This is a genomic window from Pseudomonas sp. MF08817 (genome assembly GCF_059862705.1).
Genome location: NZ_JCBCUY010000101.1, coordinates 1 through 1,066, shown reverse-complemented (window position 1 = coordinate 1,066; position 1,066 = coordinate 1). Strand labels below are relative to the sequence as shown.

The 1,066-nt window shown below is 56.9% G+C and carries 1 protein-coding gene; it reads right to left on the bottom strand.

Going from position 1 to position 1,066, the window contains the following annotated elements; all coding sequences use genetic code 11:
* Positions 1 to 7: 7 nt before the first annotated feature.
* Positions 8 to 970, bottom strand: a complete 963-nt coding sequence (locus AC19YR_RS24765; RefSeq protein WP_017846754.1) for an IS30-like element ISPsme1 family transposase — start codon at positions 968 to 970, stop codon at positions 8 to 10.
* Positions 971 to 1,066: the final 96 nt, after the last annotated feature.

Below are 1,066 nucleotides of genomic sequence, written 5' to 3'. Positions count from 1 at the left end.
CCTGAATTCAACACATAAGTGCAACGCTCACCCCTGCATAAACTTCGTACGGCGTCTTCCAGCCCAGGCGTTTTCGCGGGCGTAAATTGATCTTCGTTACCACGCGACTGACCGCCTCGACGGTCAGCTTGCTGAAGTCGCCGCCCTTGGGAAAATACTGCCGGAGCAGGCCGTTGGTATTTTCATTAGTGCCTCGCTGCCAGGATGAATAGGGTTCTGCAAAAAAGACTTGGCACTGGCTCCGATGCGCAATGCGTTCATGCCCGGCAAACTCCTTCCCGTTATCCAGCGTCAGCGTGTGAACAGCATGCCCCTTGAGCAACAGATTGATCGCCCGCGTTACCTGCCGGCGCGTCCTGCGCTTGACCGGATAGGCGCTCAGGTAGCCGCTTTTACGATCAACCAGCGTGACCAGATTGCCGCCTACGCCATGCACCGTGTCACCCTCCCAATCACCTAGACGCTCGCGGGCTTCGACCTCAGCAGGGCGCTCGGTTATCGATACGCGATTACGCAACTGTCCGCGCCGGTCGTGGCTTCCGTAGCGTTTTCGGTACAGCTTCCTGCGGTGCCGCAAATACTTGTATAACTCGCCACCTGCGTGTTTGTCGGTGGCGATAAACCGATAAATCCACTCGTGACTGACCGCGCGCTCCGGCTGCTCTTGCTTCAGGCGCTGAGCAATCTGCTCCGGGCTCATACCGTGTTTTAGCCAGAGCGGCAGATAATGGCTGAACCACGTTAATGGCTTGCAGTGCTTGCGCGCCTGCGCTCGACGGGCATCACTTTCATGGGTCGCAGCAACCGCTTTGTAGGTCTTCTGGGAGCTGTTGCGGCGAACCTCACGACTGATCGTCGAGGGATGTACGCCAACCTGTTTCGCGATGCTTGCCTGGCTTTTTCCGGCGCTCAGACCGGCCTCAATCTGGTAACGTTGGCCCTGAGTCAGCTGCCGGTAATGCGTAGTCATCTGCGCTTGAATCCTTCGGTGTGAGAGCCTGGATTCTACCGGTGGCTGACTCTCTGCCTATCGTTTCAAACGTTGCACTTATTCTATGAATTCAGG